At 44.7% G+C, this 25861-nt stretch carries 20 protein-coding genes; 13 read left to right on the plus strand and 7 right to left on the minus strand.

Annotation, left to right across the window (positions count from 1 at the left end):
* The first annotated feature begins 59 nt into the window (after nucleotides 1-59).
* From GT360_RS15305 to GT360_RS15330, 6 genes are all read left to right on the plus strand, one after another.
* The gene (locus GT360_RS15305; RefSeq protein WP_164649835.1) at nucleotides 60-557 is read left to right on the plus strand and encodes a YbaK/EbsC family protein; all 498 of its coding nucleotides are present in this window, start codon (nucleotides 60-62) and stop codon (nucleotides 555-557) included.
* A 20-nt stretch (nucleotides 558-577) separates the two neighbouring features.
* Nucleotides 578-1219: a GyrI-like domain-containing protein gene (locus GT360_RS15310; protein WP_164649836.1), complete on the plus strand. Its 642-nt coding sequence runs from the start codon at nucleotides 578-580 to the stop codon at nucleotides 1217-1219.
* 15 nt (nucleotides 1220-1234) lie between these two features.
* Nucleotides 1235-1747, plus strand: a complete 513-nt coding sequence (locus tag GT360_RS15315) for a DUF6653 family protein (protein WP_164649837.1) — start codon at nucleotides 1235-1237, stop codon at nucleotides 1745-1747.
* 114 nt (nucleotides 1748-1861) lie between these two features.
* Nucleotides 1862-2515 (plus strand): cupin domain-containing protein, encoded by a 654-nt coding sequence (locus GT360_RS15320; protein WP_204274601.1) that lies wholly within the window; start codon nucleotides 1862-1864, stop codon nucleotides 2513-2515.
* Between the two features lie 268 nt (nucleotides 2516-2783).
* Nucleotides 2784-5264, plus strand: a complete 2481-nt coding sequence (locus GT360_RS15325) for a hypothetical protein (RefSeq protein ID WP_164649839.1) — start codon at nucleotides 2784-2786, stop codon at nucleotides 5262-5264.
* 171 nt (nucleotides 5265-5435) lie between these two features.
* Nucleotides 5436-6698 carry a metal-dependent hydrolase family protein gene (locus GT360_RS15330; RefSeq protein WP_164649840.1) on the plus strand — a complete coding sequence of 421 codons (1263 nt, stop codon included), beginning with the start codon at nucleotides 5436-5438 and terminating at the stop codon, nucleotides 6696-6698.
* Nucleotides 6699-6772: 74 nt separating this feature from the next.
* On the opposite strand, the gene GT360_RS15335 is transcribed toward GT360_RS15330, so the two are convergent.
* Both GT360_RS15335 and GT360_RS15340 read right to left on the minus strand, forming a co-directional pair.
* The gene (locus GT360_RS15335; protein ID WP_164649841.1) at nucleotides 6773-8110 is read right to left on the minus strand and encodes a DUF1501 domain-containing protein; all 1338 of its coding nucleotides are present in this window, start codon (nucleotides 8108-8110) and stop codon (nucleotides 6773-6775) included.
* Between the two features lie 4 nt (nucleotides 8111-8114).
* On the minus strand, nucleotides 8115-9635 hold the full coding sequence (locus GT360_RS15340; protein ID WP_164651123.1) for a DUF1800 family protein: 1521 nt from the start codon (nucleotides 9633-9635) through the stop codon (nucleotides 8115-8117).
* Between the two features lie 291 nt (nucleotides 9636-9926).
* Here GT360_RS15340 and GT360_RS15345 point away from each other — a divergent pair, with 291 nt between their 5' ends.
* A complete protein-coding gene (locus GT360_RS15345) occupies nucleotides 9927-11732 on the plus strand; it encodes a bifunctional helix-turn-helix transcriptional regulator/alpha/beta hydrolase (protein WP_164649842.1) in 1806 nt (601 codons plus the stop codon).
* A 109-nt stretch (nucleotides 11733-11841) separates the two neighbouring features.
* Nucleotides 11842-14916: a hypothetical protein gene (locus GT360_RS15350; RefSeq protein WP_164649843.1), complete on the plus strand. Its 3075-nt coding sequence runs from the start codon at nucleotides 11842-11844 to the stop codon at nucleotides 14914-14916.
* 68 nt (nucleotides 14917-14984) lie between these two features.
* Here the strand turns inward: GT360_RS15350 and GT360_RS15355 are convergent, their stop codons facing one another.
* A complete protein-coding gene (locus tag GT360_RS15355; RefSeq protein WP_164649844.1) occupies nucleotides 14985-15293 on the minus strand; it encodes a DUF1330 domain-containing protein in 309 nt (102 codons plus the stop codon).
* Between the two features lie 241 nt (nucleotides 15294-15534).
* Between GT360_RS15355 and GT360_RS15360 the strand changes: the two genes are divergently transcribed.
* The 4 genes from GT360_RS15360 to GT360_RS15375 all read left to right on the plus strand — a co-directional run bounded on the left by GT360_RS15360 (nucleotide 15535) and on the right by GT360_RS15375 (nucleotide 20581).
* Nucleotides 15535-16053: a nuclear transport factor 2 family protein gene (locus GT360_RS15360; RefSeq protein ID WP_164649845.1), complete on the plus strand. Its 519-nt coding sequence runs from the start codon at nucleotides 15535-15537 to the stop codon at nucleotides 16051-16053.
* 259 nt (nucleotides 16054-16312) lie between these two features.
* Nucleotides 16313-16993 carry an ABC transporter ATP-binding protein gene (locus GT360_RS15365; protein ID WP_164649846.1) on the plus strand — a complete coding sequence of 227 codons (681 nt, stop codon included), beginning with the start codon at nucleotides 16313-16315 and terminating at the stop codon, nucleotides 16991-16993.
* Nucleotides 16994-17000: 7 nt separating this feature from the next.
* A complete protein-coding gene (locus GT360_RS15370; protein ID WP_164649847.1) occupies nucleotides 17001-19475 on the plus strand; it encodes an ABC transporter permease in 2475 nt (824 codons plus the stop codon).
* On the plus strand, nucleotides 19475-20581 hold the full coding sequence (locus tag GT360_RS15375; protein ID WP_164649848.1) for a lipocalin-like domain-containing protein: 1107 nt from the start codon (nucleotides 19475-19477) through the stop codon (nucleotides 20579-20581). Before GT360_RS15370 ends, GT360_RS15375 begins: the two co-directional genes overlap by 1 nt.
* 19 nt (nucleotides 20582-20600) lie before the next feature.
* Here the strand turns inward: GT360_RS15375 and GT360_RS15380 are convergent, their stop codons facing one another.
* The 3 genes from GT360_RS15380 to GT360_RS15390 all read right to left on the minus strand — a co-directional run bounded on the left by GT360_RS15380 (nucleotide 20601) and on the right by GT360_RS15390 (nucleotide 22706).
* Nucleotides 20601-21002: a globin gene (locus GT360_RS15380; protein ID WP_164649849.1), complete on the minus strand. Its 402-nt coding sequence runs from the start codon at nucleotides 21000-21002 to the stop codon at nucleotides 20601-20603.
* Nucleotides 21003-21118: 116 nt separating this feature from the next.
* A complete protein-coding gene (locus GT360_RS15385; RefSeq protein WP_164649850.1) occupies nucleotides 21119-21904 on the minus strand; it encodes a polysaccharide lyase family 20 protein in 786 nt (261 codons plus the stop codon).
* 115 nt (nucleotides 21905-22019) lie between these two features.
* Complete coding sequence (locus tag GT360_RS15390; protein ID WP_164649851.1) at nucleotides 22020-22706, minus strand: DUF4336 domain-containing protein; 687 nt, start codon at nucleotides 22704-22706, stop codon at nucleotides 22020-22022.
* A gap of 504 nt (nucleotides 22707-23210) precedes the next feature.
* Between GT360_RS15390 and GT360_RS15395 the strand changes: the two genes are divergently transcribed.
* Nucleotides 23211-24365: an amino acid permease gene (locus GT360_RS15395; protein WP_164649852.1), complete on the plus strand. Its 1155-nt coding sequence runs from the start codon at nucleotides 23211-23213 to the stop codon at nucleotides 24363-24365.
* Nucleotides 24366-24431: 66 nt separating this feature from the next.
* Here the strand turns inward: GT360_RS15395 and GT360_RS15400 are convergent, their stop codons facing one another.
* A complete protein-coding gene (locus GT360_RS15400; RefSeq protein ID WP_164649853.1) occupies nucleotides 24432-25757 on the minus strand; it encodes a patatin-like phospholipase family protein in 1326 nt (441 codons plus the stop codon).
* Between the last annotated feature and the right edge of the window lie 104 nt (nucleotides 25758-25861).

Below are 25861 nucleotides of genomic sequence, written 5' to 3' on the forward strand. Positions count from 1 at the left end.
TACCCTTGTCCCCTAGGCACAATCAAATCACAGTTACGGCTTTGGAGAAAACTGCATAAATGGATGTTAACAAGCAAACACCGATAGAAGTGAAAGACTATCTGTTAAACAACGCTATTGCTTTCAAGGCATTTAAGCACAAGCCTGTCTTCACTTGTGAAGAGGCCAAACAAGAGAAGATTGGCGCGAAAGGCATTGAGGTTAAAAACCTATTCCTCAAGGACAAAAAATCGCGAAGGTTTTATCTGATTGTTGCACCAGAAGAACTCGCCATTGATCTAAAATCACTGGGGCTTCTACTTGATGAGAAGTTGAAGTTCGCCAATGAGGCGAATTTGGTAGAAATCTTGGGTTTAACGCCGGGCGCTGTCTCTCCCTTTGGTTTACTGAATGATCATCAAAACCAAGTCAAGCTTATCCTACATAAATCGGTGGCTGAGAGTGACTATGTGCAGTTTCATCCTAACCTGAATACTCAAACACTGGAGCTGACACAAGGTGAGTTTGCTAAGTGTCTATCGCTTTTTGGTAATGAGTTTGAATATCTAGAGTTTTAGTTGCAAGAGAAGGAATCACTATGGCTACTAAGCATGAATGGCGTAAACACGAGAAAACGGTTTACTTGCCAAAATCTAAACCAGAGTTGATCGACGTTCCCGCATTTAAGTTCATTGTCATCAAGGGGCAAGGTAACCCGAACCATTCTGATTTCTCTAAGCGTGTAGAGGCACTGTATTCGCTGGCTTACGGCATAAAAATGAATCTAAAAAAATTAGATTGCCCACCGCAAAACTATGTCGATTTTACTATCTATCCTCTAGAAGGTGAGTGGGACATCACCGATGAGGCGAAGGCTATCTTTGACGGTGAGCTAAAAAAGGATGACCTCGTCTATGAGTTGATGATTCGTCAGCCAGACTATGTAGATGAAGCCTTTTTCAACCAGATAAAAGAATTAGTGAAGGCAAAGAAACCCAACGTGTTGTTAGATTCTGTTGAGTTTGTAGTCGCAGAGGAAGGTATGTGCGTTCAAATGCTACACCTAGGCCCTTATGACGATGAGCCTGCAAGTTTTGCTCAAATGGAAAGCTTTGCTAAGGAACAGGGTTTGACTCGATTAACCAAACTTCATCGAGAAATCTACTTGTCCGATCCAAGGCGAGTGACACCAGATAAGTACAAAACGGTGTTAAGATTTAAAGCTCGACCAGCAAGTTAGCTCGATGGATTAATAATGGATATTTTAAAAGCTGCTGAAAAACTGATGTCGATGGATGAGAGTGCATGGCAGCGCCATTCCAGTCCACTAAGTGTGTACTCCCGCTTCTCAATTTTACCTATGTTTACTTTTGTAATCGGTATTCGTGAGCATCTAGGCTGGTGGACTTTGCTACTTTTTGGCGTCGTAGTTTTGTGGACATGGCTTAACCCACGACTTTTTTCTGCTCCGACAACCACCAACAATTGGGCATCGATGGGGACATTTGGCGAGCGCGTCTATCTTAATCAAAAAAATGAGAGTTTGATTCCCAAGCATCACCTCAAAACGGCAAAAGGCATTATCCTTCTTCAACTCGTCGGCTTACCATTTTGGTTTTACAGCTTGTATTCTATCGATACATTACTGATGATGATCAGCACCCTCTACTTGATGTTTACCAAAGCATGGTTTGTTGACCGAATGGTTTGGCTATATAAAGACGTCAAAGATCTCAACCCTATCTATCAATCTTGGTATAAGTCGTAACGCGATTTTATTTCCACATACGTTCAAACTGAGCTAGAAAGTGACTAAGTGATACATGTTGATGCTGAGCTGGAAATCCAACAATGAGCAAAATGGGGAATAGGGATGCAAACACTGATCAATGCCGACTTTGAAAAGCGAGTCGTTATCCGTCCGGAAGATTACCAATGGTTTTCATCTCCAATGCCCGGTGTGGAGCGCATGCCGCTCGACCGTGTTGGGGGTGAAGTTGCTCGTGCGACATCCATCGTTCGCTATAAACCGAACAGTGCGTTTTCACCCCACACTCACGATGGTGGGGAAGAATTTTTTGTCCTCGAAGGAGTCTTTTCCGATGAGCATGGTGATTATCCGCAGGGGAGTTATGTCCGTAATCCTATAGGTACCGCTCATACTCCAAAGATTGGCCCAGAGGGCGCGACGATATTTGTTAAGCTTCAGCAGTTTGATAAAGAAGACTCGAGTCAATTTGTGATTGATACTGAAAATCAAATTTGGCACCCCGGCTTAGTCGATGGCTTAACGGTGATGCCATTGCATGACCACAAAACTGAGCATGTCGCCTTGGTTAAGTGGGCGCCAAATACGGTATTTAATGCACATCAACATTGGGGTGGTGAAGAAATATTTGTCCTGTCAGGTACTTTTTACGATGAGCATGGAGAGTATCCACAAGGAACATGGATTCGAAGCCCGCACAGTAGTCAACATACGCCGTTTACCAAACAAGACGGTGCTGTGATTTTGGTGAAAACAGGACATTTGTAACTGATTAAATCGCGTCAAATGTCTGACTGTTGTTTGAAGGTTCCACCTTACCTCAGTAAGCGCTTTCAGAACCAAAAATGGTACACTCGCTAAGTAACTGTATTATTGAGAGTATTATTTTTTACGCATCATCAATGTGGGATCGTTGTCACATATAAAAGTTTGTATTTTGGCCTCCTTGTATTACCGCTTCTATATTTCTGTCTAGTTATTGGATGTCTGCTGTCGATAACGCTTAACAAAAATTAACAACGTCAAGGCAGAAAATATGAAAATCAACAAAGTTGCGCTGGCACTCTCCTTGTCAGTGCTCGTCACTGCATGTGACGATGATGATGTCAGTACGTCATCGACAAACTCCACGCAAAACTTCAGTCTGTCCGGCAGTGTCATAGATGGTTACATCTACAATGCATTGGTTTGGATCGACGCAAATAGAAACGGGCAGCTTGATGATAGCGATCCTCAAGCTCAAACCGACCACAAAGGTGAATACACGCTCTCTCTTACCGAGGAGCAAGCCAGTAACCTGGTTGGCTTGCCTATCCTTGCGAAACTAACGAATGAATCTGTCGATGTTGGAGACACTCCTCCGGAATCAGTTGAGGCCCTGCAGCAGCTCGTTGAAGATGGGGAACTAGAGACCATTTTCTCGGCAGATCAAACTTCTCACTCGATAACACTGAGTATGCCTCCACTTGATCAAGCTACTTTAGATATGGTCGCCAATGGTGATGAAGTCGAGGGGCAAGTGATCAACCCATTTACCACACAAGTCTATGAGGAAGTTGCCGAGACACTAGAGGGTTTTGTGGGTGAAGGGTTAGACGAAGAAGATCTTTCAGCGCTAGTTGCTCAAATCACTGCTCTGGTCGACAGCACAGTTATGGAGCGTTTGGAAGAGCTAAAGTCAGAGCTGGATATCGATGACGATTACACGGATGAGGATTTGGCTAATCTAATGAAAGGCGACTTCATCGACGCAAATCATTCGCTCAGTAATGATCTGCTCACACTCGCGACCGAGGTTGTTGAGAATAAGAAGCAAGATGAAATTGTTGTTCAGCAAGTTGTCAGTGACTCACCTGACGGCTCTGTTGTCACCTATGAGTCTTTCGCGGATTCTTCCACCTACACGCCGGACAATACAACTTCCTCTGTAACGCTAGACCATATGGGCTTCAATAAAGAAGTCGTCTCAGGGACAACCATTACCTTTGAGACAGAAGAGGACTCATATCGAGACATAGAAGGTACACCGACTCTTTACAGCAGATTACGAGAGAAAGGCGTTGAAGACACCAGCACTGGTGAGTTTTACGCCACCATTCTTTATGAGTCAGACCTCAATCGAGATGGCACCATCAACTTTACCTCACTTCTCTACGATGTAGGGGAAGGTAGTGTTGAAGATGGTGTGGAAACTTATTCCTTTACGCGTTATATCGATGAAGATGATCCATATGAAGCCGCTGGTGAGTATGCAAGTTGGTCTGAACCAAGTGGCCGTATGCTTGATTACGATTCAGTAGAGGAACTGATGACAGCGGTCGATGATGACGATCTCTCCGGAGTTGATGTTCTGCAAAGAATGACGGAAACCACTGAAATTACCTCGGAATACACTTATAGCACCCGCGAATTTACTGAATATGACATAGCGATGTCCGACCCTTTTGAGTACGCAACATATCGCCAGGTATACCAGTACTGGGATTTCTTTGATGGTTCTGACAAGGAAGTGATCTCTCATGATTGGCAGGCTGATGGTTCGTTCAACCAAGTGATCACCAACGAATATGACAGTGAGTCAGACGTTGACTCCACATCTTGGAAGCAGGCTATTTGGCAAGACTATTATGAGGGAGAAGTGATCAACTACTGGCAAGAATGGGAAGTCACGGATTATCCGGATGAAAATGATAACAAGGTCTACACCAGTGCTGGAACAAAATACATTCTTGACGACGACACGGAACTCAAACTTTTGAATGATGCGGATGAAGGCTACGCATTTAACTCATGGGACGAAAGATCAGTCCGTTACTCAGAGAACGACATACGTACTCACGTGACATGGCAGCACATGGAAGTCGATGGCTATGACTTTACATTTGACGGCGCGGGCCAGAAGTACACGACCTATATTGATGAGCAGTCATACTCTTACGCTGAATACTGGGGGCCGTATATTGATGATTTACCTACCTTGGTGGATGGGTTCGTTGAAGAAGACCTGGGTGAGCAAGCCATTTGGCTAAGAGTGATAGGTGAAGCGCTGCGAGGAGCGAGAAGTTTGGAGTCATTCGAAAGTTGCGAGATTGAGCTTATTGGTGATGAAGCAACTGAAGCTGCTTTTAAGGCACATGTCGCGACTTGTGGTGGAACTCAAGCTTTCACAGAAGATGATTTGAACGATACCTTGATTGCTCGTAGAAAAAACTCGGGTACTGAAGTTCGACTATGGGATCTTTATGAGGGCGGTTATGCGGAGCGCCAAACATGGACTGAAGAGATGCAAAGCACTCGTGAATATACATGGTCAATTAATGACGATGGTCATTTGGTGTTAACCAATGGTGACTTTACTAGAGTGATCGCAGCTTATCACAAGTTTACCAACGGAGAGGTGCATGGTGCAGCCGTCATCGTTTATGACTATGAAGATGGATATCCAAGCGAGGTTTGGAACACCTACTTTATCGATATCACAGGCGTTTGGCTCCCATATGATGTAACTTGGAACTAACTCATCTGAGAACATTTAGACAAGCAAATTAAGGCAGGTACTAATTCGGACGTATCTGCCTTTTTTCAATATTCACTTCTAGTTCCTAACTGTCATCAAATGGCAATTCTTAAAAATCCTCTCGTCTTAATATTTCCCCATCAACAAAAACAACTCAATGGGGAAACCAAAATGAAAAAACTAATCACTAACGCGAATGTATTTAACGGTGTCGACAACAAACTGATTGAAAATGTGTCGCTACTGATTGAAGACAATCTCATTACCAAAATCGGCGAGGTAAGCACTGAAGGTGTCGATGAAATCATTGATGCAAACAGTGGTACTGTGATGCCGGGTCTGATTGATGCTCATGTGCACATCACTTTGTCTGAATCTTTTGGTGTGCTCGATGCGATGACTCGCGAAGAGATGGCGATTCGCTCCGCAAAGATCTCACAAGAGATGCTAATGCGTGGTTTTACTTCTTGTCGTGACGTAGGCGGTAACACGCTGGGACTAAAGAACGCAATTGACAGTGGTTACGCAACAGGGCCGCGCATCTTCCCATCACAAGCTGCGATTTCTCAAACCAGTGGTCATTCAGATTATCGTCAAAACCAAGCTCAACAGCGTTTAGCAAATGGTCACGAAGACTCGCCAATCATGAAAACAGGTACTTTTAAGGTGGCAGATGGTCGCTCTGAAGTGTTGAAAGCGGTGCGTGAGCAGCTGTTCATGGGCGCATCGCAAATCAAAATTATGGCGGGTGGTGGCGCGTCATCGACGTTCGACCCGCTAGATACTCTGCAGTTCACTCTTGATGAGATGAAAGCAGCGGTTGAAGCTGCTTCTGATTACGGCACTTATGTAGCAGCACATATTCATACTGCCGCTGCAATGCGACGAGCGGCTGAGGCGGGCGTTAAATGTTTCGAACATGCTACGATTATGGATGACGAGATTGCTCAGATCATCAAAGAGAAAGACATTTGGGTGGTACCTTCGTACTTTACCTCGTCTCTTATTGCCGAGCGTAAGATCCCACTACCTAATGAAGAGACTTACCGCAAAACCGAGCGTGTCGGCAAGGCGATGTTTAAATCCGCTGACTTGATTAAGAAATACAACATTGAAAACTTGGCTTATGGTACAGATTGTGTTGGTACTGCCAACGTCCACGAAACGCAGATGCAAGAGTTAGGCGCAATCGAGGAGACCTTCGATACGATTACTGCGCTGCGTATGGCGACATCGAATTGCGGTCGTTTGTTTGAACTTTCTACTTATCAACACCCATACCAACAAGGCAAGCTGGGTCGAATTGAAGAGGGCGCGTATGCAGACCTTCTGATCATTGATGGCAATCCGCTTGAAGGTGTTGAGTGCGTTGTAAAAGATGAGACAAAAAAAGTCATCATGAAAGACGGTGAAGTTTATAAGAACACGCTGTAAATCATCAGAAATATCGCCATACAATATAAACAGCGCAAGCCAAAAGCTTGCGCTGTTTATATTGTATGAGCCTATTAGCAGGGCTTAAACAGAGGTAAGGTTTGACTCGGGAACTCACTGCTTGAACGTTTCAACGCAGGAAATAGCAGGTCGATACCCGAAGGTCTTAATCCTAACCAAGATAGAATCGTCGCGTGAATTTGGTCACTCGCGATGGTGGGTATGATACGGCCTCGTGAAAGTAAGTATTCACTGTTTTCGCTCAAGTCTGGGTAATCCCCCAATATACGAGCACCATCGATTGCGCCACCCATAACCAAAGAGTGACTACCCCAGCCGTGATCAGTACCTTGTGTCGCATTGGGCGTGAGGGTACGACCAAACTCTGAGTGCGTAAAGCTGACGACATTATCATGCAACCCATGACGCTCTAGCGCGGTATGAAATGCATCAAGCGCTTCAGCTAACTCTTCTAGAAGAGCAGTCTGTGCATTAAGTTGGTTAGAGTGGGTGTCAAAGCCACCTAGCTTACAACTGAAATACTGAATAGGGTGATCGAACTTATCTTTATTGATGATCAACTTAAATACGGTCGCCAACTGCTGACCTAATTTCGTTTGTGGGAAGTCGTCGCCAGTATCTGTATCAAAGATAGAGCTAAATTCATGGTAGAGACCGCGCGATTCTGTTGCCAAGTGTGCGTAATGCTGTTTAAACACATTTGATTGTTGTGACTTGTCATGGAGGTTATTGAACAGAGTCACATCAAAGCCCTCATCTTCGCTGAAGATGTTACTAGGCGGCTTCACGCCAACACTGGTTGCCTGTGCTTCAAGCGCATTGGTCCAAACCTGCGTGCCAGCAATATCAAATAGCGGTGGCATGTCTTGCATACTCAAAGGCATCTTTTCAAGGATTTTAGCCGTTAGTGCACCAAAGCCTTGTTTCGACACCCAAGTTGACGCGGTATGCGATTGCACCATCGTAGATTGGTGTGAGTGGCTATATAAATGAGTAGGGGAGTTGCTTGTATCAATCGTCTGATTAGTCAGTGGTTTAATCAGCGGCCCTTGATTGAGGATTGGCAGCATTGAACTATTTTGCCACCACTTCTTGAGTGCGGACATAGAAGAGTGCATAGCCAAGTTTGAGCCTTCAAGAGCAATGCTATTTGCACTGTCGAGCGCAAGTGATTGACGGATAGTTTTATATTGCGTTGCAGAATCGCCACTAGCAGGGACAAACATGTTAAACCCATCGTTGCCGCCCGCTAAATCAATACCGACAACTGCTTTAAAGGATTGCCCACACTGGTGCCAATCGGCAACAGCAGAAAAAGGAGAGAGGCTGAGTGCACCAACACCAAAGGAAGCGGCACCGGACTGCATAAATGTACGTCGAGATAATTTCATAATATTAGTCCTGGATGACAAAGTCTGGAGATAGAAGAGCGTGCATAATCAAGTTTCGGATGTCGTTGAATGATGTCTCTCTACGGTTCACACAATGGCTCAGAAATTCATAGAATGCGTTTTGCGCGTGTTGTGAGAGTCGGCCAGCAAAAAGCTGAGTGTTTAGGTAATCAACAAGGGCTTCATCATCCCAGTTGCCATCTTCGTTTTTCGTCAAGAAAAGTTTGAAATACTCGCTATCAATAAACCACTCTCGGTCTTGCTCTTTTTGAATCGTGAGTAGGTTTCTGTAAATGTGCCCATAGTGATAGATGTCTTGCCAGGTATAGACATTGAACTCAGGCGCATCGAGATCGTTAAATTCAGGGGTGTTTGGCGAGTCGTCTGGCTGATAGTAGTAGAATACAGATGGCCCCGACATCGGCATTAAACGATCAAACCAATTGAAAGGACTAGGCCACATCTTTTCAGCGCGATTGAGCTCAGTTTTGAGTGCACGCATGCCGTGAACAAACACACACATAGGGTCGCGCACTTTGCCATCAGTATCACCACTGTTTAAGGCTGTTTGATCAGTCAGGATGGCAATGATTAATGCCGTCATATCACCATCAGAGTTTTTAAACGCGTTACGAACACGTCGAACATAAGCTGGGCGCGGGTTGCTCGTGACCAATTTAGTGATAAAGAACTTGGCGATAAAGGTGTAGAGGTTTGATTGATTCATCAGGTGCTCAATCACTGCATCCAACTCGTCTTCCGCGTCAACATTCGCTGGAAAACGCTTACCTAAAATGTACTTCTCACCTCTATCGTGATTGCTCTCATTCACTTCTAGCGGATAGGCGTAACGGTCTAAACCTGAGCCACGACTATCAAAAGTCCAGCCGGTAAAGACGCGTGCTAGCTCTTCAATATCGGTTTGAGTGTAAGCTGGAATAGGGTGGTTTGAAGCATCATGATCAACCGTGCCATCACCATTGAGTTTACTAGGCCCAAGGGTAAACAGCTGAAGGAGTTCGCGAGCGTAGTTTTCATCAGGCGCGTGCTCTTCATTGGATACATTATCAATAAATGTTAGGTATTCCCCCATGATTGGAGACGTAGACACCCATTTGAGCAGATCACGGAAATTACCTAAGGCATTGAGTGCTAACCCATCGTAATACTGACATAGGTAACGTCGTCTTGCTCCGGCCTGTAATGCAGGGTCCTGCACGCTGACAACAAACAACTCAGATAAAACGTAAGCCATTCGTTGTCGCAGTGCGTCAACATTATCAGATTCAATCATGGTCATCTCCGTCCAACTACTTGCAAAGCACTGGACTGGAGCTGGGTTTGAATCTAATTTTTCAATACGCTCGTAAATCTTAAGCCAGTTAGACACGGGCTTATTGGCTTGGTTATATACCCACTCCTCAATGCTGTCGAACTTCTCGAACTGCTTGATATCATCAATTGAAGGGCCAAAGGTACATCGCTGAAGGATTCTCGATGACCTTTCGAAGTTACTTTCTTTCATCACTGCTTTTTCTCTCTATTGGAATAGAGAGAAAAAATATACGGATTTGTCGCCTAATGACTGTTTCAAAATGTGGCTTTGTGAGACTGCTTCAGTGATTAATATGAGAGATTATGGTGCAATTTTACATAGATTTTTCTTATACCTCTTGGCATCAAAGGTCGGTTATTTTTTGCCAAAACTTGATTTCAGTTGATCATTATGTGATCAGTTGCAATTAAGCAACCTCTCAATTAGAAAAGCAGTTTTGTGTGACATAAAATGTAATAAAATGTTACAGGGATTCTTCCTATGAAGGAACGAAATCAACAGTTAGATCATCGTTTGGTAGAATTAATCTACGACAGCGCCCTAGATCCGAGTCACTGGCCTACATTATTAGAGAAGATTGTTGATGCCTTGTCTTCACAGGCGGTAGAAGATCAAATCATTGACTTACAATCTGCAGTGCTAGGTACCAATGGTTGCGGTTCTTTTTCGTCTGATTGTTTTGACGCTTCGTCTAACAAATCTAATGTGTTTCTCGTTGATTTAATAAGTCACCTTGAACGAAGCGCGCAAATTAATTTTAAGTTAGAACAGACAGATACTGAGCGTGAACTGAAAGAGAACCTCTTTGAACGAATTCCCTTACCTGCCTTACTATTTAAGGCATCTGGTGAATTATTACAGTATAACCATCAAGCCAAAATGTTTATTGAACAAACAAATTTGATGACATTAAGTGAAAATGGATTTCGATTAAGCAATGCCTTTCTTCAGCGTCAATTTGAACGTAATTTAACGTTATTGGGAGCACCTGTAGCACAACAGAAGACGGTGACGATGCGACTCAGTGAAAGCTACACATCACAGCCCACAAGCATGAACTTTTCTCGCTTGGAGGGAGAGCAATCTCAACAAAACAGTGTGATGGTGTTAATAGCTAATATTTGTATTAACGAAGATATTGATTTGGTTGATGTTTGTAAGCGCTATAAGCTGACACAGGCTGAAACTCAGTTAGCGAAAAGCCTTTTGGCGAGCAAAAGCCTCAACCAAATAAGTGAAGACCGGCATGTGACAATCAATACAGTGCGCACCCAACTCAAATCAATATTCAAGAAAACAGGGTGCCATCGGCAAAGTGACCTTGTTAGAACGTTAATCGCAAACACGAAGCTTCAGCACGTTAGTGACTATAAGAAGCGAGAAACACTGGGGCGCTATCAATTAGAAAGTTATAATCAAACGATCTTTTTGCGAGATGGCCGCACACTGTCGTATAGCGATGTTGGTTGCGATGGTGACGATGTGGTTATTCTTATCCCACCTAGCACAGGCTCTCGCTACCAAGTGCATCCAAACGTGCTTCCTTTAAAAAAGCACCAACTACGTTTGATTACCATTGATAGACCTGGCTACGGGCTATCGAGCCCTCATCCAAATCGTACCTTATCGTCATTTGCGGTTGATGTTGAGGCACTTTTAGACAAGTTAAATGTAAACAATGCTTCAGTTCTCGGGTATTGCGGCGGTGGACCTTACGCATTGGCAATAGCGTCGTATTTGGGTGAAAGAGTTAATCATCTTTCATTAGTGAGTAGTGTTACACCTTATGAGCCAATAAACTTATTTCACGGGATCAAGTCGAGCAATAAACTCTTGGCACAAATTGCTATTCGGTCTCCGGAGGTTTTGACGCCGTTACTCAAGTTGATTGCGAGTAGCGTTGTGAAAGATTATGAGAAATATTTTGACCAAATTTATCCCCACTTGTGTGAAAGTGATGCTGTCGCACTCTCTGAGCCCGCAGTGACGGACAATTTTATTCATGCCTTTCGTGAGGCTTTACGTCAAGGTACAGCATCTTTTGCTCAGGACTTGGTGCTATTAAGTCGCCCATGGAATATCAATATGCAGAGCATACAGTGTCCTATAACCCTTTGGCACGGGGTATTAGATCAACATGTCCCGATTAGCTTGGCCAGGAAGTTTATTCAGCAATTGCCAAATGCCACTCTGCGTGAGGAGCCAAATTTAGGCCATTTCTTAGTATATTTTCGCTGGAATGACGTGCTAGAAAGTGCACAAAAACATACTGTGACCACGATCTGATTTTTCGGTATACAACTCATTTCATCACCTATTTGGGTGATGAGAGGGACAAATACGGCTCCTAGGATTTTTATGAAGAAATAATCATTAAATCGCTTAGGAGGCGAAGATGAACAGTAAACTCACACTATTGACGTTGGCGGTCGCTGGTGCTTTGGGGCTAAGTGGCTGTGATGATGACAGTACCACGACAACAGCGTCCAATACACTTCAAGTCCAGGCTATTGACGGCTATCTGCGCAACGCACAAGTTTGGCTCGACAGTGAACCTGACTTTTTGCTTAATGAGGAGCTTGAGCCTTGGGCATTTACTGGTGATAAAGGCAAAGCTGAAATCGTTGTACCGGAAAATATAGATGCAGAGTCAGTACGATTGATCGTACAGGCAATTTCGGGTGAGACGATTGATGAAGATACCATTACGGATAATACACCCGATGGAATCACCGTCGCTTCAGGTTTTATGATGTCAGCCCCAGCAGGGCAAGCCATCGTGACACCGCTATCAACGTTGGTTGATATCAAGTTAGCTCAGATGCAGCAAACTGATTCGGACACTTCTTATAAAGAGTTAATGGAAAAAGCCACTGAAGAAGTTGCTGAAGAGCTCGGAATTGATGTTGTTAACGTACTTGGTGACTATGTCGAGCAGGGTGACAAAGCTGCACTCTACGCTGCACAAAGCATCGTTGATTCCAACACTATTTTATCGCTAGAACCAAGTAAGTTTAGTGACATGCTGGACAATATAGATAGTGATCAGGCATCTGAAATGTTGAGACAGTTAGACTCGGTTAATCACATAATTAAGCAGCAAGTGGTCGCGACTGAACCCGATGAACTTGACGATCTTGATAACCCGTTTACAGGAATTGACTTAGCAACAGATAACGACGGTGATGGTGTTGCTGCAGGCCTTGACTGGGATGATAACAATAAAGATGAATGGATCGACACTGATGGCGATGGTATAGGAGACAACGCTGATGTCTTTGTTAATGATAAAACCGAATGGTTAGATACCGATAATGATCAGATAGGTAACAACCGAGATAGTGATGACGATAACGACGGTGTTGAAGATAGTCTAGATGGATACCCTCTTGATGCTTCATTAGCAGGGGACCCCGATGCTGATGGTATCGATACTCTCAACGATGCATATCCAGATGATGCCTCAAAGTCTGTAGCGGATACCATTCGGGAAAATCAAGCGGTGATGGCGTACCTGCACTTTAACCATCAACAAGAAATGATGCTTGATATCGCAGTTCAAGAAAAAACTGAAACCCTAAACTCTGGTATGACTCGTACCACAACAACGACCCATTACTTAACACTAGGTGGAAATGAGTATGGTAAAACGATGTCTATTGATGAACAATTTGAAAACCGCTTTACTAGACTTAGCACCTTCGATTTCGACTTCAACCTTGATGGTGATGCTCAATTTATCGGTAGTACACTCGACATAGGCACTCGAACAGAGACTGCTGAAAATTACCTGCGTTATGTGGATGAAAGTGACGCTGCTTTGGAAGGAGGTAGTAATGGGTTCGGAAGAACATTTGATAATGTCGATTTAAGCGCCCGCAGTCACCCTGAGAACTTGGCGGGTATCGATGTTGTTCAACACCTTGTAACAACAATCTCCAGCGATGACGACAAATATACTTATGTCACTGACTTCAAAGAATACGATACAGCAAGTTTTGTTCTAGATGATGAGGCAACTTATGTCTCTCAATATTCCAGTTTGAATCAGACCACGATTGAGGACCTCCTAACGACTTATATTTATGATGAGCAAGATTGGGGAGCCGATGGTAATCCAAATGTTTTTTGGGAGCTCACTGTTGGTGAAGGTCAAAACTACACCTTGTTCCATGCTTATCCAGTATGGGCTAATCCGCAAAAAGTTAAGCATGAAGAATATGCAGACTTTAACTTTACATCTGGCAACTGGGATAATTTGACAAACTATTGGTATGAAATAATAACTGAAAAAGCGGGCGGACAAACTACTTACCGAGGTGATCGTTATGTGTTGTCAGATGAGATTCCAATAAAGCTTACTAACGAAGAAGCGCCAACTGGGCTCCTATTTCACTCATATATGTCAGTTTTTAAACAACTTAGTGACGATGTTAAAACAGAATACGTTACGTGGGCGCATCAACCTTTGGCAAGTTATGACTTTACGACCGACAGCTTTGATGAGGGGCAATCTTACCGAGTCATTAATCGTCTTGGTAATGGTATATGGATAACCACTTCTTTCGATGAGTGGGGAAGTAAAAATGTCACCGATTTACCTAGTAAAGTGCAGGATGCGCTGAGCTCTGGTACTGCTTTGTCTGATATTGATGAGTCGATGATTTCTGGTCTATCACGCTATGCTGCAGTGTTGCCAAATGATTCTTTTCAGTACTCGGAATCCGCTCACCCAAGACAGTGGTATGCAGTAACTCAAGATTCGCGATTAAGTGACACTTTGCCTAGTATTGTGCCAGTGACTCTCACGGAGGGCGGCGTACTAGAAAATTCTTATATTGCGAGTGTCGGGCCTGACCTTATTCTTATTGCTCCTCAAGACCCGGAAAATATCTGGGGTTGGTATAACTCCTACTATCGTCAGATGTTACAAACCTACGCCATGAATACTGATGAGACTAACTTTAGTTGGACAACCGATATCGGCCAATTGTTCTTGAGTGAGGTAGCTGCCGAAGAGCGACTAGCACAAATAGTGGATCCTGTTTATCGTATATGTTCAGAGCAAGACACTGGTGAGACTTCTGGTTTGGAAGCCAAAAATTTCTTCGACTTCGTCGATGCCGCTCACCAATGTAATTATGTACCGGTTGATTATGAGTTTGTTTCTGGAATGACGGTCAGTCGACCCGATGAGGATGAAAATAGCAGCCCTATTACTTATCAGTTTAATGCTGACGGTGAGGGAGTCTATGTTGAAACAGCAGACGATTACACACAACCGTTTAGTTGGTACACCACCTCTATTGGAACATTGACGATTTCATTCTATGAAGAACAGGGCTGGAATGAATATTTTGCTATCGTCGCAGACAGTGATGACTCTATTAGCGTGCTAGCAATGCCCGAATGGCTAGAGCAAGGTGAGCCGGTAAGTCGAATTATTGGCATCGAGCTTGAAAAACAATAGTAGTAGCGAATCCCCTAGCGACGCTCATTGCAGCGCTGGGGGATCTTACCCTACTAAAAAACTCAAAGTTAACTTGCCAAATCATCTTTACCTTCAATGAGATAGTGATGGCTGACAGAGCCCTCGGTCCGAGCTTTCAAATGCGGGACATATTCAGGGTCACGCATAAAATCGACGGCTGCTTGACGTGACGGCCACTCGATGATGATACGCAATGCAGGGTCTTCCCCTTGTCCTTCGAGGCGTTCGTGGCTGTTTGTGCGGGCTACATACTTACCACCATATTGAGCCACCAGTTTGTTGGCTGGTCCAATATAATCGGCTACCCATTCGTCTGTGGTTGGCGTTACTTCAAGTACAGAATAATAAGTCGTCATGATGTTTCCCTCGTTTGTTTTGATTACGTGTCATTTCTAAAGAGGTTTAAGCATAGTCATCACTATCATGAATGATAATGCGACATGTGGAGGAAACAATTTCAATTTTATGTTGATAATGGAAGCTTAAACCGTGACTACTGATCTCTGAGTATTTGAAAATAAGCAATTCGATGACTACGTTAAAACAGGTGTTAGATCACGTTATGTACCCCACTACACAAATAATGGAGAACTCAACATGAGCAAAATTTCTTCGGTAGTCACTTTTTTCACGCTGTTGATGACCTTTGCCTTTTCCAATGCCTTTGCTGGCGAGGCTGGAACAATGGAGCATGAGAAACATGAAGTTCACTCTGAAAAGACACTTGCGGTTGCCAAAGCTTTCCTAGAGGCTGCCGGAAGTGGTGATGCAGAGGCAATGAAAGCGCTAATGGCTGATGATTTCCAATGGCATAATGAAGGCGACTTTTCTATCCCATGGATTGGCACTTGGGGACCCAAAGATAAGGTCTTTAGCGAGTTTATGCCTGCCTTTGGCGAAGGTCTCAAAGTGACGAGTTGGACAACAGACTACAGCTTTTCAAATCGCGAAAATGCCGTGTTCATGGGCACAATGAGCGCGATAGTGACAAAAACTGGCGAGGAAACGGGCGTTTTCAGCTGGGCCGTTCGAGTACATGTTGTTGATGGAAAAGTGAAACGTTGGCATTGGTTTGAAGATAGCTATGCAGTGTCTAAGGCGTATCACGACAAATAATCACTGGCGCGTCAGATGTATCTTATGGACTAAACCGTGTGTCAAAACCCTAGCACGCGGTTTGTTTTGGCTTTTTCTCGTCCTAGAAAACCTCTCGTCACAACTCCGAATTTAATCCAAATAATCGAGTGACCCCCTTGGGTCTTTTAACCGTACAAGTCACTAATTTCTGGCGATAAATCGCTTTTTCACCATAGTTGTCTACAGTGAAAAAGCATACTTGTAATAGCAGGGCTCGTTATGACTATGGAGGGAGAGGATGCGAGGCTCATTGGTCACACTAAATAGTGGCAGCAAACACTTTATCGATGGTAAGGAGACCCACCATGTTCTTCGAGAGGTAGATTTTAATCTCAATATTGGTGAGAGTGTGGCTTTAACTGGGGCAAGTGGTAGCGGTAAGAGTACGCTACTAAATTTAATCGCAGGTTTCGAACCTCTGAGTGCAGGGCAGTTATTGTTAAATGGGGAAGACACAAGGCTCTGGAAAGAAGCACAGTGGAGCCAATTTCGCTATCAGCAATTAGGCGTTGTCTTCCAGCAATTCAACTTACTGACTCCCCTTAATGTTAAGCAGAACATAGCATTTTCCCTCAATCTAAATCGACAGAAATGGAACGATTGGTGTGATTATTTAATCGAAATTCTGGGCATCAGTCATCTTCTGAATCGACACGTGTCAGCTCTGTCAGGTGGCCAGCAGCAGAGAGTAGCAATAGCTCGAGCATTAGCGCACAAACCATCATTGTTACTTGCCGATGAGCCGACAGGCAATTTAGATCAGAATGCAGGCCTAGAGGTCATGAAACTGCTTAGTGATATTGCGGCTCAAAGTAACACTGCTATTGTGTTGGTGACACACAGTGGCGAATGCGCAGATTACATGCAGACGCAGCTGCGTCTACAAAATGGTCAACTGCATCGAATGAGTAGTGGGTAGCACCGTTATGAACGCAATTCAGCTCAGCCACACCAAGCTTGCGCTCAAATTGTTTGCGGCCCACTATCGTCAAGCGCCTTTGCAAGCGGCAGCGATACTGATTGGTATTGTGCTCGCCGTCACGCTGTTTGTTTCCGTTCAAGCCATCAACCTCAATGCTAAACGCAGTTATGCTGAATCCACTGAGCAGTTGGGGGCGCAAGCGAAGTACTTAATTCTCCCCTCGGTCGGTCAAAGTCACTTAGATGAGTCACTGTACTTCAAACTTAGACAACAAGGGTTAAGTGCTTCGCTCCCCGTTATTGAAGGCCGTGTTCGGGACCAACAAGGTCAGCGCTGGAAAGTGCAAGGTAGCGATTTAATTGCCGCGATGACATCAAGAATGCGCTACTCAGATGAGCAAAATGCGTCTTTGTTCGATAGTGTGCTGCCTTTACCTGAATTACTTGCAGGTAAACCGATCGTGATGATGAGTGAGTCGCAATATCAAAGCCTCGGTGGCGAGAGTAAAATAGTCCTCGATGACAAGACGACCAAAATTGCTGTTTTACCCGATGATTGGCAGCTAGGTACTCGAATGCTAATGGATATTGGCTTCGCACAGCAAATTCTCAATCAGCAACGGAAGCTAAGTTATATCGCCGTCTTTGATTCTAGAGGTGAGGGTCAGCGTTGGCAAAAGACAATAGGCGAGCAAGGTCAGTGGATTGCAAACAATCAAAGCACTGACTTAGGCGCGTTGACGGACAGTTTCCATCTAAACCTTACGGCAATGAGCTTGTTGGCTTTCTTGGTGGGCTTGTTCATCGCTTATAACGGCGTTAAATACAGTTTACTCAAGCGAAACCGCCTATTAGTTCAGGTCCAGCAAGCTGGTCTTGGGGCTAACAGGGTCTTTGCGGCTCTGCTGATTGAATTGATTATTCTAGTCACAGTAGGTGCCTCTTTAGGGTTTATCTTTGGTATACAACTTAGCCATTGGTTACATCCAACGGTTGCTCTTACTCTGGAACAGCTTTATGGCGCAACACTATTGCCCGGCACGTGGCATTGGCAGTGGTTAGCGCAGGCACTCTTGCTCACATTGGCATCAACACTGTTGGCTTGCTGGCAACACTTCAAGCAAAGAGTCCGTCAGCCGCTCTCATCCCATGGCGGTCTTTATCAAATCCCGGAAGAGGGCAATAATAGTCAGCTGTTGGTCATTGGAGTTGCACTCACATCGATAGCGCTATGCGGGTTGTGGGTGAGCGAACATCACCGATTTACAATGGCATGGCTTGGGGTATTGGTGGTTTCCATTCCTTTGTATCTTCCCAAAACACTTTCTGTGTTGGCTGCATGGTGTGAACAACACACCGAACCAGGTTTACTTAATTATCTGTTCGCAGAGCTACGAGAACTGATTTCCCCCCTGTCACTCGCCATGATGGCACTATTGCTAGCAGTCACGGCAAACCTTGGAATGAACACACTCGTTGGCAGTTTTGAATTCACACTAAAACAGTGGCTAGAGCAGAGATTACATGCTGATCTTTACGTCAGCCCAGCTCAATCAGAAATAGCAAATGTAGAGAGGGCGTTAGAGCAGTTCGATAACGTTGGAACCGTCTACAAACAATATTATGTGGATGATAATGCCGAAGGCTTACCGATATTGCTCGGCACAAAAGATAGAGACACGTTAGAGCAAACCATGGTGTTCAAATCAAAGCTAGGGAATTTCTGGCCTCGCTTCTACAGAGGAGAGATTGTTGCCATCAGCGAGCCAACATCAGAAAAATTGGGGCTAGCATTGGAAAGCGAACTGCAATTGGAGAGTTTTAAGGATAAATCACTCGTCGTGGGGGCCATTTTCTACGATTACGGCTCACCAAATGGTGAAGTACTCCTTGCCCCCAAAGTTTGGTTGGAGAGTGGTTTTACTCAAGTACCCACCAGTTTAGGTATCAAAATCTCGGGCGATCAGCAAGTTATGTACAATCAACTTCGGGAAGAGTTGAAGCTACATCCAAGCCAGATTTACGACCAGGCACAAATCAAAGCCATCGCACTGGATATCTTCTCTCAAACATTTGCGATTACTCGAGCCCTAAACGGTGTGACCTTGATGGTGGCTGTGATTGGATTGTTCACTGCATGCTTTATGTTATTGGATGCCCGCAAAGCCGCGATAGCACGACTCTTCGCCCTTGGGGTCAGTCGTAATAAGTTGATGGCAATGGTGGTGGGTCAAATTACCGCATTGGTCATGTTCACGTTGATCATCGCTATGCCTTTAGGTGCGTTGGTGGGCTATGTGTTAACCGACATTGTCACGCTTCGAGCGTTCGGCTGGAGCTTACAATACGTGTGGAGTTGGAGTGATGCGATAACCATAGCGGCGATGACTGTGGTTGTCGCCGTTGTTGCCACACTCATCCCGTTATGGCGACTTGTGAGTAAGCCTGTGGTCTCAAGCCTACAAAGCGAGGTGTTGTGATGAGAATACTAGCGTTAGTCCTGCCCATAATATTGAGCAGTATCGTACTTTCAGGGTGTGAAGAGCACCAACCATCTGGAATGGGAACGTTGTTGGGAGGCAGTGAATCACAATCAGAGGATCCTTTGTTTGCGCAAGTCACCGAAGGCAACCCCATCACCTTTCCAAAAGATCATCAAGCCCATCCGACGTATCGTCACGAGTGGTGGTATTTAACCGCTAACTTGGAAGATGACCAAGGTAATCCACTAGGTATTCAGTGGACGCAATTTCGCTTCGCTGCCGCACCAGAATCACCGGACCAAGAGCAAAATACCATTTGGCAAACCCGACAAATCTACATGGCACATAGCGCAGTCACGACAGAGACGATTCACTATGCTGACGAAAAATGGTCGCGTGATCAGGCAGAACTTGCCGGTGTCGGTGCGTCACCATTTCGCGTTTACATCGATGACTGGCAGTGGACTTCGAAGGGAGAAGATCTTTTCCCCGCAACGTTAACAACACAATCAGAGCAATTTAGCTACTCACTAAAACTGACTAGTCACGCGTCCTATCAAAAGCAGGGCGAGCAAGGTTACAGTGAGAAAAGCGCAGATGGGCAGGTGGCGTCTTATTATTACAGCCAACCGTTTATCGAAGTCTCTGGAGAGGTCACGATTGATGGCGTGACGCGACGAGTCACCGGGCAGGGATGGATTGACCGAGAATGGAGCTCTCAGTTCTTACTCGATACTCAACAAGGCTGGGACTGGTTTGCTCTTAGACTTGATGAAGAGACGAGTTTGGTGGTGTTCCAGTTAAGGGATACTGAAACAGGTAAAAGCAATTACTCCTATGCGAGATTGATGCGCAGTGATGGCTCAGGTCTTAATATGAAGCACGAAGATGTCAGCTTGGTTGCGGTTGAAAATACGGATATTGAGGGAAGGGACTACCCCACTCAATGGATCATTCAGATTCCAAGTCAGCAAATAGACGTTAGCATTTCAGCTCTCAACCCAAAAGCGAAAATGCCGCTTTCAGTGCCTTATTGGGAAGGACCTGTTGTAATAGACGGCACTCATCAAGGACTGGGTTATATGGAGTTAACGGGCTATTAAGCGCTCTGAATGATAGCTTTCAATCAATAGCGTGCTTACTCATTATCTCTATCCCCAGTTCCAACGTTGCGCGCCAGGCCTGGTCGATATCATCATCAAAAAGAGGATCAAAGTTTGCGACTGTTGCTAATAGACTCTCTCGCCACGCCACAAGCTCTTCTGGTTTGATGTTTAAGTTCATCTCCTTGTGACGCTTGGCTAGGCTTTTTACGTTGTTCCGTATGTACGGATTTTCAGCGGCGTTTTGCACAAGGATAATTGATGCTTTGAGCATTTTTGTTTGTTGCTCGCTGTCTACACCACAGAAGCGTTCAGCGAACCTTGGGTTGGTTGAACAGAAGTGTTGAAGAAAAAAGGTGAGGAAGTCCTCGTCGATGTTACATCGGTCATAGCTTGCTCGGAATGATTCACCATAGCTCATGGAATATCCTCATCTCTAAACTACAGAATATAGTATTACTGTAGCTCAGTTGACGGATATCGAAGCCCTCTATCATGCAGAATTGGCGTTACTAGATGAGTGAGTTCTCAATAGCGTTATTTAAAGGCTTTTCTTGAATAATCATCAACAAACATCACAAATGTATTGGGCGTATCATCACGATATATCCCGGTTTTGAAATAGGGGCCAACGCAATCGAGGTAGCTTGTCGGTCCGCTAAAATTAACGACGACCTCATCATCAATACTCACCCGAAGGAAGCCGCTATCTTGTGGTGTCCAAACCACATTCACTTCAAATTGATACCAGTGATTTGTTTTTATCGGCTCGCTCAAATAGTGTTGCTGTCTCACCATACCCTCTTTGTTGTGCAGGTTAACGGCAAGATCGCTAGTTTGACCTCTGATCAGGAAGCGGTTGTCTCTAAGTTCGATACCCAAGTTTGGGCTACGGCTAATTTCACCCAGATGACGATCGGGCGTTGCATGCCATTGAGCGATCAAGGCCCTGACATTATCGAATTGCCAGTCATCTGAAATTAAGATTCTGAAACGGTATTGCATTTCAGCATTGAAGGGTGCTCTGTAGGTTTCATAAATCTCGGCTCGATATGCTTCACCTGTTCGAGTTTGAAAAACATCACCGGGTTGCAACTCTACACGCAATGCTTGATTTGAGCCTTCGATTGGGTCATCGACGATTTGAGCTGAGTGGGGGTAGTTAAAGTGGGCTCCCCAACCGTTAAGGGAACTAAAGTCACTCTCAAAATGTTGGCTTTGTTCCGACCTCGTATCTAAGACCGGACATTCTAAATCAATCTCTGCGTGTGCTTTGAAAGAAGAAAGTAATAGGATGAATATGAAAGCGATAGTTTGAATCATGAATACCAGCTAGGATATCGAACATGCGGTTCAGCGTAGGCAAAGACGATATCATAGGTTGGTAATCGAAGTGGGGCATATTCGGAACCACAATGGAGTTTTGCTACGTGAATCGCTATTTTAACCATTTAAACGCCCGCTCCAAAAATGCACTCACATTATCTCGAACGATCACACCATGGGCCATGACTAGAATTTTCGTATCCCACTCCAACAAGCGCTCTAAATGCTGACGAGCGTCAGTTTTGCCAAACATAAAACTCAAACGCCAATCAAGCGGCATTTTCCCATTGGGAGCTAATATTCCAACACATTTGGCAACGAGCTTTTGCCAGTAAGTAAAGTCCTGGCCGGAAAAGTTCTCAATCAAGTCAGTGACAATGAGCACCTTGGACTCTTTATGGTAAAACACACACTCTTCCATCAGAGGTGAACCGGAGAAGAGCTCTTGATCAATATCGTCACTCCAAGGCCAGTTTTGCGACTGGTTTAATGTTTCGCTAAAGGTAAGGTCTTTACGCTTTTTAATGACTTCATCAGTCCCAAAGAGTTGAGCGTTGGGATAGGCACAAAGCCACTCAGGTAAGAACAAATGATGCAAGTGATTGGGTGCGATGAGATAGGCAACCTCCCCGAGCTCGTCAACTTGGTGTTTGATTGATTCAGACAGTTGAATAGGGCTATGCACCCAAAGCTTTCCAGATGACAGCTTCACAATGGTCATCCGAGTTGAAAAGGGGAGACCTAAAAATTGAACTGAGGTGCCGTCGAATATCCATATATTTTGAGCTAACATTTCCATGTTGTTTTCCGTAGCAATATTGTCCACCTGAGTACGATAACATTACCTTATCACTTGTGTTTAACGGATAATTAGACTTGCTCGACATAAGTACTGGCTGAGAAGTGTGGGAAGTTCGGTGTTTACTTAGTAGCCAACTAAACCTTACCGTATTGCATTTCATCACCCACGATGGTTAGTATGGCCTGTCTCTTAAATTCAAAGAGCCAGCAGTCGACGGAAGACTGCTTTAATCCAAAGGATTGTCTATGTAGTTTGGACAACACAATGAACTTCAAAATCACATCTGGCCCAATTATTGAGCCAACTGAAGGGTCGCCTCATGTATTGGCTGTACTTCAATCAAACGTCTCAACAACCCACTCTCAGTTAGCGCTGCTCCAGCGTCACACCTGCTATAAAGCCCACTATTCGTATTATTTTTGATTGTTAGCCATCGCGCTAGGCACGCGCACATCTAGACATTTCAGTCTGTTTACAACATCAAAATTTAAGTACGAAAACATGAACACAAAACTTCTAGGGAGCTCCCTAATTATCTCTGGCACGGCGCTTGGTGCTGGCATGCTCGCGATCCCAATGGTATTGGCTCAATTTGGCCTACTGTACGGGACGTTATTAATGATTTTTATCTGCTTCGGAACTACCTACGCATCGCTATTATTGCTTGAAGCGACCATCAAAACTGGCGGAGGCTTGGGTTTAAACACCGTTGCCCGAAAAACACTGGGACTTCCGGGGCAAGTAGCAACCAATGGTTTGCTTTACGCACTGCTCATCTGTTTGCTGATGGCCTACATCTTAGGCGCAGCTGATCTTATTAGTCAGTTTACTCAAAACTTGGGCTTCGAATTTAGTCCAACTCAGAGCCAAGTTCTCTTTACTCTCATTTCTGGCTTAATCATCACCTGCGGCACGGGGGTTATTGATAAGCTGAATCGCTCACTCTTTTTCGTCATGATTGCTAGCCTAGTCATGACCCTCAGCTTCTTAGTACCAGACATGGATTTAAGCCGCGATGGGAGTGTGCTCGATCCTGATCATATCGGTTTGATTAAAACCAGTGCAGTACTCTTCACCAGCTTTGGTTCAGCAGTCGTGATTCCATCATTAGTCGAATATAACGCAGGCGCGACCAATAAGCAGTTGCGTAATATGGTGATTATGGGCTCACTGATTCCGTTGGTGTGTTACTTGGTTTGGCTATATGCAGTTGTCGGTAATCTCGATGCTCAGCATCTTGGGCAGATTGATGGTGTAGGCGGTCTTATCGCCGTGTTCTCTGATAAATCAAGCTGGATTGCCTCTCTGCTTTCGACATTTACCGGGCTCGCATTGCTGACATCGTTCTTTGGCGTTGCGATGGCGCTGTTCAATCAAAACCGCGACATGTTCAATCAGAACAAAGCTGTTACTTATGCACTAACCTTTGTTCTGCCGTTAGCGGGCTCGCTGCTGGCTGCAGACAAGTTCCTCGCGGTGCTTGGCTATGCAGGGATCATTCTTGTGTTCTTGGCAGTATTCATTCCTTTGGCAATGGTACACAAACTGCGTAAAGAGAAAACAGAGTCTGAAAGTTATACCGCAGAGGGTGGTGTACCAATGATGGTTTTTTCTTTGATGTTTGGTGGCTTCCTCTTGGTGTCACAGCTCCTCTAAATCGCTGAAACTCACAAATTATCCGCGCCAGCAAACTCTGGCGCGCTATTTGACTAAATGCGGCGATTAATCCGTCAGACCCATCAAGCATTCCTTGATCTTTGCATTCAACCCAACTGCAACACCGTCCCAATCAAAAGTGTCGATATTTGCATCTTCGTCTATCTCCGAATGAAGATTCTGCAGTTTTTCGTAATCAGGCGGCGTATGACTCCAATGCTCAGGATCTCGCCCTTGTACATAACCGTAGCAATACATGCTTCTCATATACTCTCGATTAAATGGTGCATCAGAAGCCGGGTCGGGTACATCATTGTGAATGAAAGAGAGATTAAATGAAGCTCCCGCCTCTTGGCTTTGCTGATAGATAAGCGCTAAATTGCTACGACTTTGAAACTTAATCATAGTGGCAATCGAGCGGACCATAATAGCCATCAAGCTTGGATCGGTGGCTCGCCATGTTGCTGCTGAACGGCCATTGTTTATCAACCAAATATGATTGGTTCTTTCATCCAATTCCGTCAACCCAGCTTTAAATAGCAGTCGATCTTCAATGGCCGAATAAGAGCCAATGTCGACACCTTCAGGTACAAAGAATACTTGTGATATCACACCGCCATCGACATGCATTTCATCATAGATTTGGTCGCCATCATAAACGGGGATTTGAACGGGCTCGAAAACCCCCGGTATGGATGCAGAGGCGATAATGACGTTCTCGAACAGTTGCTCAGCTTCTTCGCTATCATGCATGGCTATCGCTCCCATGTTCCAGATAACAGGACGTTGGGAGTCAAGGTTAGTGGTCTTTACGAGAAAGGTGCGACCACGCAAATACTCGTGCTTCACCTTGTCTAACAGCTCTCTGTTCACCTCATTACGCACACGTTCACTGAATAACTCGGTGTTCAAGATAGATGAGCTATTAAATAGCTGCCAGATGTAGCGAGTGTCATAGAGGTCTTCATCGGAAAGCTCGGTGTAGAGCTCTTTGATTTTGTAGTCATACTCTTCACCTAAGAACGCGTAAAGCCCCAAGATGGCGCCAGTACTGATCCCCGTGACTAATCGATACTCTGGACGTTCACCACTGTCACTCAACGCATTGAGGATTCCTGCACCATAAGCGCCATTGGCACCGCCACCGGAAATAGTTAGGTGATGTTGAGGTTTACGTTTACCGCCTTCATCGACAATCAATGAGAGGTCAAAAAAGTCGCGTCGGTTGGATTCATTGATGATGGCTTGCTCGATAGAGTAGGGCACATCACCCCAAATTCTAATTGCAGGATCAGTCAGAACACCTTGCGTTGCAACCATATTCGCTGGTGCAGCGTTGCGCTCAGGCGTTGAGCTACACGCCGTAATCATCAAAGCTAAACCGCATGTCATCAGTGTTCTTATCATCGGGCTGTTTTCCCAGTTGGAGAGTTAAATCTCGTTTTGGACTTAACTCGTTTTATTGTGTGATATCCAAACGCTATGTGCAGGAAAAT

It is taken from the genome of Vibrio astriarenae, from assembly GCF_010587385.1.
GTDB lineage: Bacteria > Pseudomonadota > Gammaproteobacteria > Enterobacterales > Vibrionaceae > Vibrio > Vibrio astriarenae.

Bases quoted from the DNA above. Each gene is read 5' to 3' on its own strand.
- GT360_RS15310 (WP_164649836.1), top strand. From the start codon at position 578: ATGGCTACTAAGCATGAATGGCGTAAACACGAGAAAACGGTTTACTTG.
- GT360_RS15355 (WP_164649844.1), bottom strand. From the start codon at position 15,293: ATGACGACTTATTATTCTGTACTTGAAGTAACGCCAACCACAGACGAA.
- GT360_RS15335 (WP_164649841.1), bottom strand. From the start codon at position 8,110: ATGAAATTATCTCGACGTACATTTATGCAGTCCGGTGCCGCTTCCTTT.
- GT360_RS15340 (WP_164651123.1), bottom strand. From the start codon at position 9,635: ATGAAAGAAAGTAACTTCGAAAGGTCATCGAGAATCCTTCAGCGATGT.
- GT360_RS15395 (WP_164649852.1), top strand. From the start codon at position 23,211: ATGAACACAAAACTTCTAGGGAGCTCCCTAATTATCTCTGGCACGGCG.
- GT360_RS15370 (WP_164649847.1), top strand. From the start codon at position 17,001: ATGAACGCAATTCAGCTCAGCCACACCAAGCTTGCGCTCAAATTGTTT.
- GT360_RS15390 (WP_164649851.1), bottom strand. From the start codon at position 22,706: ATGGAAATGTTAGCTCAAAATATATGGATATTCGACGGCACCTCAGTT.
- GT360_RS15305 (WP_164649835.1), top strand. From the start codon at position 60: ATGGATGTTAACAAGCAAACACCGATAGAAGTGAAAGACTATCTGTTA.
- GT360_RS15325 (WP_164649839.1), top strand. From the start codon at position 2,784: ATGAAAATCAACAAAGTTGCGCTGGCACTCTCCTTGTCAGTGCTCGTC.
- GT360_RS15380 (WP_164649849.1), bottom strand. From the start codon at position 21,002: ATGAGCTATGGTGAATCATTCCGAGCAAGCTATGACCGATGTAACATC.
- GT360_RS15375 (WP_164649848.1), top strand. From the start codon at position 19,475: ATGAGAATACTAGCGTTAGTCCTGCCCATAATATTGAGCAGTATCGTA.
- GT360_RS15315 (WP_164649837.1), top strand. From the start codon at position 1,235: ATGGATATTTTAAAAGCTGCTGAAAAACTGATGTCGATGGATGAGAGT.
- GT360_RS15360 (WP_164649845.1), top strand. From the start codon at position 15,535: ATGAGCAAAATTTCTTCGGTAGTCACTTTTTTCACGCTGTTGATGACC.
- GT360_RS15330 (WP_164649840.1), top strand. From the start codon at position 5,436: ATGAAAAAACTAATCACTAACGCGAATGTATTTAACGGTGTCGACAAC.
- GT360_RS15345 (WP_164649842.1), top strand. From the start codon at position 9,927: ATGAAGGAACGAAATCAACAGTTAGATCATCGTTTGGTAGAATTAATC.
- GT360_RS15385 (WP_164649850.1), bottom strand. From the start codon at position 21,904: ATGATTCAAACTATCGCTTTCATATTCATCCTATTACTTTCTTCTTTC.
- GT360_RS15350 (WP_164649843.1), top strand. From the start codon at position 11,842: ATGAACAGTAAACTCACACTATTGACGTTGGCGGTCGCTGGTGCTTTG.
- GT360_RS15400 (WP_164649853.1), bottom strand. From the start codon at position 25,757: ATGACATGCGGTTTAGCTTTGATGATTACGGCGTGTAGCTCAACGCCT.
- GT360_RS15365 (WP_164649846.1), top strand. From the start codon at position 16,313: ATGCGAGGCTCATTGGTCACACTAAATAGTGGCAGCAAACACTTTATC.